The 8,699-nt window shown below is 31.1% G+C and carries 9 protein-coding genes; 1 reads left to right on the forward strand and 8 read right to left on the reverse strand.

The genetic code is table 11. From position 1 onward, the window contains the following. The 5 genes from LRP81_RS22615 to LRP81_RS22630 all read right to left on the reverse strand — a co-directional run. Positions 1-521 (reverse strand): hypothetical protein (locus tag LRP81_RS22615; RefSeq protein ID WP_230505369.1); only part of this gene is annotated, 521 nt, incomplete at its 3' end. Beyond that, the gene (locus tag LRP81_RS22620) at positions 518-2,386 is read right to left on the reverse strand and encodes a S8 family serine peptidase (RefSeq protein ID WP_230505371.1); all 1,869 of its coding nucleotides are present in this window, start codon (positions 2,384-2,386) and stop codon (positions 518-520) included. The genes LRP81_RS22615 and LRP81_RS22620, both read right to left, overlap by 4 nt. Before the next feature lie 81 nt (positions 2,387-2,467). Continuing rightward, complete coding sequence (locus LRP81_RS23295; protein WP_263458278.1) at positions 2,468-2,602, reverse strand: hypothetical protein; 135 nt, start codon at positions 2,600-2,602, stop codon at positions 2,468-2,470. Positions 2,603-2,635: 33 nt separating this feature from the next. Further along, a complete protein-coding gene (locus LRP81_RS22625) occupies positions 2,636-2,890 on the reverse strand; it encodes an acyl carrier protein (protein ID WP_230505373.1) in 255 nt (84 codons plus the stop codon). Further along, positions 2,887-4,269 carry a radical SAM/SPASM domain-containing protein gene (locus LRP81_RS22630; RefSeq protein WP_230505375.1) on the reverse strand — a complete coding sequence of 461 codons (1,383 nt, stop codon included), beginning with the start codon at positions 4,267-4,269 and terminating at the stop codon, positions 2,887-2,889. Before LRP81_RS22630 ends, LRP81_RS22625 begins: the two co-directional genes overlap by 4 nt. 605 nt (positions 4,270-4,874) lie before the next feature. Between LRP81_RS22630 and LRP81_RS22635 the strand changes: the two genes are divergently transcribed. Continuing rightward, the gene (locus tag LRP81_RS22635; RefSeq protein ID WP_230505377.1) at positions 4,875-5,447 is read left to right on the forward strand and encodes a YhcN/YlaJ family sporulation lipoprotein; all 573 of its coding nucleotides are present in this window, start codon (positions 4,875-4,877) and stop codon (positions 5,445-5,447) included. A gap of 134 nt (positions 5,448-5,581) precedes the next feature. Here LRP81_RS22635 and LRP81_RS22640 read toward each other — a convergent pair whose 3' ends face one another. The 3 genes from LRP81_RS22640 to LRP81_RS22650 form a co-directional block, all read right to left on the reverse strand. After that, positions 5,582-7,042, reverse strand: coding sequence for an IS1182 family transposase (locus tag LRP81_RS22640; protein WP_230505379.1), 1,461 nt, complete (start codon positions 7,040-7,042; stop codon positions 5,582-5,584). Positions 7,043-7,105: 63 nt separating this feature from the next. Beyond that, the gene (locus tag LRP81_RS22645; RefSeq protein WP_230505381.1) at positions 7,106-7,309 is read right to left on the reverse strand and encodes a hypothetical protein; all 204 of its coding nucleotides are present in this window, start codon (positions 7,307-7,309) and stop codon (positions 7,106-7,108) included. A 451-nt stretch (positions 7,310-7,760) separates the two neighbouring features. Next, positions 7,761-8,168 (reverse strand): DUF1259 domain-containing protein, encoded by a 408-nt coding sequence (locus LRP81_RS22650; protein ID WP_230505383.1) that lies wholly within the window; start codon positions 8,166-8,168, stop codon positions 7,761-7,763. Positions 8,169-8,699 lie beyond the last annotated feature (531 nt).

Genomic DNA, 8,699 nt, shown 5'->3' on the forward strand with positions numbered 1-8,699 from the left:
CTATATAGACAGATACAGAAAATAAATATTATACAAAGCCATGCACTTAGTGAAAAGACAAAGATTATAAAGGTAATTAATGCTATTACTAATTGACATAAAACTAGAATGCTTTCAATTAAGTTAAATGGCGAATATACATTTGATTTAGCCCTAGACAATTTCCCTTGGAAATCTTCATTATAAAAATCTATAGTTGGAACAGCTTTGGCTGAAATTTGCATTAATTCAGTAGATACAAAATTCACTTTATTTCTTGCTAGTCTGCTAAATATATTATTTAATATCATTAGAAGAATTTGAATTAGAGATATAGCGGATAATATTATAAACATTAACACAATTTCATGAAACTTACTGTCTGTCAATGCATCTATAAGATATTTAATAAACCAAGCTTGCAAACCTGGTATAACTCCTAACACTACTGTGCTTATTATCATAAAAACAGTTATCAATGGCACAGAACGAAACATTAATCTAAAAGCAAAAAGAAACGGAGTATTTGTATTGTTAATCATACATGTACCTCCTTTTCCTCTGAATAGAAATTTATAATCTCCTCAAATAAGGACTCCATCTGATGCTTTTCACCCAAAATAAAAGTATTTATCCCTGTATATTTACTTAAATTTTCAGCATGATTATTTAATTCTTGGATGGAAATTGAATTTGAATTAGTAAAAATCGGACTGCTAAGGTTTCTTATTGGATAAAGTACAAGTCCAAGAACTTTAGTATCAATTATATTTTCCAAAAAATTGATAGTGCTTTTAATATATTTAAGTTCATCTTCAAAGTTGACACACAAAATAATTGCATCAGGTAAAGTACCAAAGATAAATTCCGTCTGCGGAATTGTAAAAGAACTTAAATTACTTGTATCATAGGGAATTGTTCCGGATTGAGATCCTACAATTATAATGTCCGGATTCGTATCTTCGATCTTTCCCATCATATTATTTAATACTTTTATTGCATCAGAACTTGAAACTTTAACATTTGAATTAAAACCCATAGGATAAACTTCATTCATTCCAAATAAAAGTGATGACGGTTCTGTTCCTAATTGACCTACAGAATAGCCTTCATCAACGAATAATTTTCTTAAAGTTAATTGTAAGGAGAACTTACCTTGTTTAGAACTTGTACCAAAAACCCCCAAAACAGGTTTGGATATTTTTTGAAGCTTTCCAAAGTGATGCTGTGGTATAGTAGTTTCATCAATGTTTGGGAAGAATATTTCCTTGCTTTTATCCCCCCCTATAATTATCTCTTTATAAGAGCTTAAATCATCAAAAGAATAAACGTTTTTATTATACTTTATACAGTTTATTAGTATCTCTCTTTTTAAATCTTTTTTTAATTTTGTATCCAGTAGATTTGTATGTCCCAATATAAACGTGTCAAAATCATCATTGTTCCAATCTATATCATCCAAATTTTTAATTATAGTTGTATAATCAATTTCTCCTGGTAATATTTTGGATGTGGAACGACCCACATGTCCTAAATACTTTGAACTATAAACAGAACATAAGTTGAAGCTTAAAAGATCTTTATATCTAATTAAACTATGCACTTCCTTGTTAAATGGAAATACTACTGCTTTTTTAATTTTTTTTAAAAAGTCCATATTATCTTTTAAATAAGTATCATTTTCTTTGTAACAGTATGTAGCACTTATAAATAATTGATTCAATACTTCCTCCATGCTTCGTTTACCTGTTTGCATTATTTTTGCAACATATCCTGATACATATGCAGCAGCAAAGCTTGTCCCATGCATAATTATATATTCTGGATTAGTCCAAGATACTCTTTGAAAAGACCCTTTTGCCCTAATATTAATAATTTCACTTGCTACATATTCATATTCGTAATCAGCCTTTACAATTGAACTTGTATCAACTCCAATGACATTCTTAAAACTTGCAGGATAAGATAGAGCCCCTCCGTTATCAAAAGCAGAGACAATGATAACTCCTTTTTGAGAAAGCTTTTCACAAATCTTAAACATCTCCAATTTTTCGCTCGAAGTTGTTACACCTAAACTCAAATGTAAAATATCACAATTAACATTGGTTAATACATAATTCAGAGCAAAAATTAATTTTTCTTCAGTGCAAAAAAAATCATCTTGAAAAATTTTAATTATTGTTATATTTGAATTAGGGACTAATTTTTTTATGATTGAAGTAACTGCAGTACCGTGTCCGAGCTTATCTATAACATCGTCCTCAATCTTATACCTTTTTTTAGTATCTGTAATAGAAATTCCTCTGAATTTTATATTTTTAAATTTGGGATGGCTGCTACTTACACCACTGTCTAAAATTACGATATTTATATTTTCACCTTTTTTTTGTCTCCAATCTAAATCCACACATTATCACCTTTTCTTAAAGCTTATTAAGAATCCGAAATTCTAACGATTTTCGGATTCTCTAAACACTACTTACTTACTCTAACAATGATTTGTGCAACCAGCATTTGAACATCCACCGTTTGCGCATCCACTATTTACACATTCATTGTTATAAGCAAGTACCAACGATGAATTTTTTATTTTTGCTTTTGGCTTAATTAATTTTTTTTTCATACTGAAAAGTTCACCTCCTTTCAATTATCTGTCCTATTTTATTAACTTCTCTGTAATAATTTCAGTTAAGTGATCAATTGATTGGAATAAGTCTATTGATAAGTAATCATCTGGGATTTCAATATCGAACTCTTGTTCCAATTCAAGTATAATAGTTATAAAAAAGAAAGAATCTGTGATTGTTTCACTCAATTCAAAGGACTCATCATCTTCTATTTCAATACCTAGTCTAAATAAACATTCTGTAACTCTTTCCTTAATATTCATCTCATTCTCCTTGCTATTCACATTCTAAGATCTTCTATTTGATTATCATCTTTTGCAAGTATTCTCATATATTCTTTTATACTCTTTTTCACATCTGGGCATGGTTGTGTGTCTATCTTCATTCTTTCAAGTGGACATGTGGCACCTTGACAAGCTGGTCTAAAATAACATTTTTGGCATGTAGGGTCAATTGATTCATGGCCTGCAACCCATAAAGAGTGTTTATCATGATCTATATGCATGATACCATTTTCTGACAACATACCAACTTGGTTTTCTTCCATGTCAAAGGCAACTGTACATTTATAAATTATTCCATCTGACCCAATTACAAAGCTATTTTTCTTTGAAGCATAACAAACACTCCCGGTAGGCTTCATCATATCTCTGTACATATTAAAACTTATACCTTCATCTGACGCATCTCCTAAAGCTGATAGATAATCGGTGGTATTACAAAATGTACTTTCAATTTGCTTTACAGAATCTCCTCCCCAGTTTCCTGCTGCTTGCCAAAAAGAACTAAACCTAATATCACCTGAAAACTCTTTCTTAAGAAACTCAATGTATTTATCAATATTGTGTAATACTGGACCAGTTATATTTGACCTTATCATTATATGAAAAGAATGTGATTTAATATTTTCTTTAATATCTTTAAGGTTTTTAACAATTTGTTCAAAAGTACTATCCCCATTTATTTGTACTCGTTGTTTGTCATGTGTTTCAGCTGTACCATCAATAGTGATTTGATACTTTCTTACACGGCATTTCTGCATTTTTTTAAAAACATCAAGATTCAGATTATATCCATTTGTCGTCATGCCGGCTGCATATGGAATGCGATTTTTTTTACATAAATCTATCATTTGCCTTGATAAATCTTCTATTATAGGAATAGCGGTAAGAGGCTCTCCGCCAAACCAACTAACATTTAAAAATTTGTACCTATGTAAATTCTTTTCTAAAAATTTAATGATTCCTTTTTGAACTGATTCTGACATGAAATTTTTCGCAAAAGACTCATAACAATACTTGCACCTAAAATTACAATCTTCGTTTGGCATTATTGTTAGTTCTAACCCACCTCCTAAAGTAAGAGTTTCTTGATGAAGATACTCGGCCCTTCTAAATTCATCAATAGTTGAAGGAATAATGATGCCCCTTTTAACAAATTCACTTAAATAAGGCTGATCGAGATTTGCATTTGGTTTGTTTAATGTTTTTATTACGTTCTCAGTATCTTCTAAATCAATTCTAAGAAATTGGTTCGAGTATGTATTAAGAATTAATAAATTTCCATTTTTATCTTTAGTTCTAACATTAAATCGTGAAGGCTTGTACCCTACTTCTTTATCTAACTTTTCTGTAAACTTATTTACCTTTTCTTTTATACTCAATACGTCTCCTCCTTTTAGATAATTAACACTAGAATATTTCTCACTCGAAACGTTTCAATTTTCAAACAAACATATACTGTTCGAATATTGAAAATAATAGAACATAATTTAATAATACATAATATCTTTGTAGAAGTTAGGGGAATTTTGTCGAAATTAAAAAAATGTTGGGTTGTGGACATTAACATGTAGAAATTCTTCGATAAAGTGAAATAGACCAGCTTATGAAATTTTAACTTCATAAACTTATTTATTATATATATTTACAAGCATTTTATAATCTATTAAATGGTTTATTTACTGGATTTTCGGGTAAATTATGCCCTCCTCCCCCTGAAATTTGTTAATACCTGCAAGAGTATTTATTGAGGAAAATAAAAAATAGGAAAGATAAACACATTATGAAACAACTTTTCCAAATCATATATTATGCCCTCTCCTTCTGTAATTTCAAATATAAAAACATCCATAGAAATATAATCGTTTTGGTTTTGATGAAAACATCCTAGGTTAATTTCCCCTTTTTTTGCAAAAAAAATCCCGAATAATTCTCCAGTATAAGAAGAAAAATAATAATTACATACCACAGAAGAAGGTGTATTGAAATGAAAGGAAAAGGTATTTTAGTAACCGGATTAGCCTTGAGTATATTTGCAACTGGCTGCGGGAATGTGAATGAATATGGAGCAGAACGCGGCGTTAATCATCAAAGAGATGCATTTAACGTTAATTATGAGAACAAAGTTCGTCATGAACCAGGTTTCAGAAATAATAATAAGGTAACTCCGAGAAGAGTAAATGATACTAGAGCCGAAAGACTTCAAGTAAATGATTCTAGAGCAGAAAGACTCCAAGTATCTGATGAGATAGCTGATAAAGTATCTGAACTAAAAGAAGTAAAAAACAGTCATGTTATGCTAACAGACAAAACTGCTTATGTTGCTGCTGTTTTAGAAGGTAATAAAAATCATGAGCTATCGAATGAGATTAAGGAAAAGATTTCAAAACAAGTCAGAAAAGCTGATCCTAGTGTTAAAAATGTTCATGTGTCCGTAAATCCAGAGTTCGTAAACAGGATGGAAGGATACACAACACATGTAAGGGAAGGCCATCCTATATCTGGAATTTTTGATGAATTCACAGAAACTGTTCGACGTATTTTCCCAACTAATCGTTAATAGAAAAGCCCCTGCCTCTAAATCCGAGGCCACTGAAAAACTTACGTTTTTTATTTCTGTAATCTATAATGAATACAAAAAGGCAATATTCCGTTTGTTTATTAGGCGGAATATTGCCTTTTTCCTTTTCCTTTTTATTCTTTTTCATTAAGGAGTTTCAGAATTCGCTTGAGGTTAACTGCAAATATCGCTGTGGCTCCTTGAATTTCCATACCAAATAGACCCGCAGATGATGCCGTTTCATACCCGTGTCTATGCTTTAACTCACTATTCTTTGCTTCAATTTTATAACGTGAGCGTGCAAGTTCTGTAAATTCTTCACTGTTTTGAAATGCTTCTTGTTCCTTGTGTTCAGTAGATTTTATTGAAACAGAATATGTTTTACTTTTTGCCCCTTCTTTATAACATCCCTCACGGAAAGGACATACGTTACATTTTTCAATATCAAAGTAATATGTATCCTTTTGATTTTTACTTTGTCCCTTCTTCCCTGTTCTTGCTTTACGTATTGCCATGTGACCTGCTTTACAAACATACATACTCGCATCTTTATTAAACTCAAATTCATCTTCTCTCGCTCGTGCACCTTGTGTGATCTGGGGATTCAGCTTGGATACTAGTTGAAATTCTTCAGTTTTTGCATATTGGATATTATCTTTTTCCGAATAAGCGGTATCACCAATGATTCTATCAATTGTCATGCCTGCTTCCTTACTTTTCTCAACTAAATCTTTCAGGTATTTTCCATCACTTTTCTCACCAGTTGTAACAATCGCAGCTGTAATAATCCGTTCATCACTCATAGCTATATGTGTTTTAAATCCAAAGAAAGAAGAATCAACTGTTTTATGTCCCACACGTGCATCTGGATCATTTGAAAAACATAGCTGTTCTGCATAATCTTCTACAACTTCTTTTAATACGTTTAATTTTTCTTTAACAGCAGGAATCTCGGCGATTTGTGGCTCAGTTTCAATAACTGTTATGACTTGACGACAATAATCTAATTCATCAATAACTTCGTTAGAAGTCGTTTTTGATGGGAATTTTCCTTTCATTGATCCATCTATTTGATATACTGCTTTTCGGACATTTTTTGATTTCTCTTGTAAAAATTCTTTAGGTGATTTTTGATTATAACGAGCTTTTGTATGTGTTGCATCCACGATAATTGTTTTACTCTTAATAATCTCTTTTTCTAAAGCAATCTCAACGGTTTTGCCAATAAGCATATCTAATAAACCCACATCTTGAAGACGAAGTTTTCGAAATTTTGTTAAGGAGCTTGGGTCAATCACCGAATCCTCTGGAGCCATGTCGAGAAAATATTTAAATGACATATCGTATTTTGAAAGTTCAATAACATCTACATCTGACAAATCATAGATTGATTTAAGAAGTAAATATTTGAACATGCGAATTGGCGAAACTGCATTACGACCATTATCATGACAATATTTTGTTTTTAATTCTTCTAATATGAAAGTAAAGTCTACAAGCTCATTGATTTTACGAAGCATATTATCTTTTGGTACAACAATATCGTATAAAGCCATGAATGGGCTAAAACTGAGAGATTCTTGATTTGAAATCACTAAAATACCACCTACATACATTTGATAATAATATTATAAAGTAAAAAGACAGTTGTAAGTTCGTTAGATTGAACTTTCAACTGCCTTTATTAAATATTGGACTTTTTCAGTGGCCTCTCTAAATCCCGGGGGCATTTTTGCATATAACGTAGGTATTTTAAATAAATAAGGTAATAGTGTGTTTATAAACTCTTTATACTGACCATATTGGTACTGGTTATCCAAAAGCCAACCAATTCCTTTCCTTTTACACCTTACTAATTCCATCGCAGTAAGGTGCTTTTTTTCCTCTTGCATAATTATTTTGGAAGCTGTAAATATTATTTAGTGTCGGATTTTATATCTGACATAAAATCTTTTGCATCTCTAAATAGAAAAGACTATGCTACTCCGCCAGCATGGTCTTTTCCTTTTGTGTAACAAACTATATTACTTGTACATACACTGCAAATAACATTTCTATTTTGGTTGGTGATATGAATGAATGAGGAACTTTTAATCGAAAGGAACACGCTAATCGGTAGGATTTTCACTTTAGGGGGATCTATCTTGTTTTTGATAGGTTCTTTCATTGCTGTTATGGCAGCTTATCAAGCTTATACCAGAGTTTTGAATACAAAATTATAAGGACCCTCGAACATGGTTTTGTTGAAACAGGTAATATAGAATAATATTTAAGGAAATTTCAGACATAGACATAAACATAATGCATTCACTTTTAAGGAACTGGATAACTTTTCAAAAATGAAAAAGCGTGTTCCATTTTTTTCGCAAACTCTAATGGTGGTTCTATAGATTGAATATGAATATACATGATTGATGGCTCTGTAAATAGCCAGTGATTATGCAAAGCACTTACAATCAATCTTTGTTGATTGTAAGTGCTTTGCATAAACAGAGGAATTTCTTCTTCTAAAATTGCAATTTCTGATAAACATAATGCTTTACCATTTTGATCAATTGATTCAAATAAGACTTCAACTTGAGCAACAGAACTACTTAAGCGACCTTGAACTAACACCTTAAAATTACGATGTAGTGACACGGAACAACTATTTTTTTCTATTTTGCTCTTTCCTTTGAGAATGAAAGAAAACTGTTCACAAATGCTTTTAAAATTATTCATTGAAGAGACCCCCGTTTTTATAAGAAGAATATCCCTATATACTTATTAAATAAATGTTTCTAATATGCGGAATGGAAAAATGGTAATAGGCAAAACAATATGGAATTCTAATTTGTGGAGATATTTTACGATTCATAGATGATTAAGACTGGGTAAGTTTTATGTACAGCTATCCTAACTTCATACCATCCAAGTGCGACTGTTGAGAGAATCCCTAATAGGATGAATGATAATACTATTTGAATTCTGTCAGACGCTGAAAGGCACTTGATATATTACTGCTCTTTTTTTAGCCTCACTGTAAAAACATAAATAACAAATTAATTTTTTAACTTTATTCAAATATTTGGCCCTTAAATGAAAAACGATGTATTTCCTAAAGAAACGCGCCCGTTAGCTTTTAAACTTCATAAAGTGACTTGAATTTGGATTAAGATTTTCCTTTGTAAATCCTAAAGAAGTATAAAAGTTATCAGCCTGTTCCGTATCTGTATGAAGCACCAAAATCTTATAATATCTTTTTGCTTCGTC

Origin of the sequence: Sutcliffiella rhizosphaerae, assembly GCF_917563925.1 — a bacterium.
Classification (GTDB): domain Bacteria; phylum Bacillota; class Bacilli; order Bacillales; family Bacillaceae_I; genus Sutcliffiella_A; species Sutcliffiella_A rhizosphaerae.

Bases quoted from the DNA above. Each gene is read 5' to 3' on its own strand.
- LRP81_RS23295 (WP_263458278.1), bottom strand. From the start codon at position 2,602: ATGAAAAAAAAATTAATTAAGCCAAAAGCAAAAATAAAAAATTCATCG.
- LRP81_RS22635 (WP_230505377.1), top strand. From the start codon at position 4,875: ATGAAAGGAAAAGGTATTTTAGTAACCGGATTAGCCTTGAGTATATTT.
- LRP81_RS22645 (WP_230505381.1), bottom strand. From the start codon at position 7,309: ATGGAATTAGTAAGGTGTAAAAGGAAAGGAATTGGTTGGCTTTTGGAT.
- LRP81_RS22650 (WP_230505383.1), bottom strand. From the start codon at position 8,168: ATGAATAATTTTAAAAGCATTTGTGAACAGTTTTCTTTCATTCTCAAA.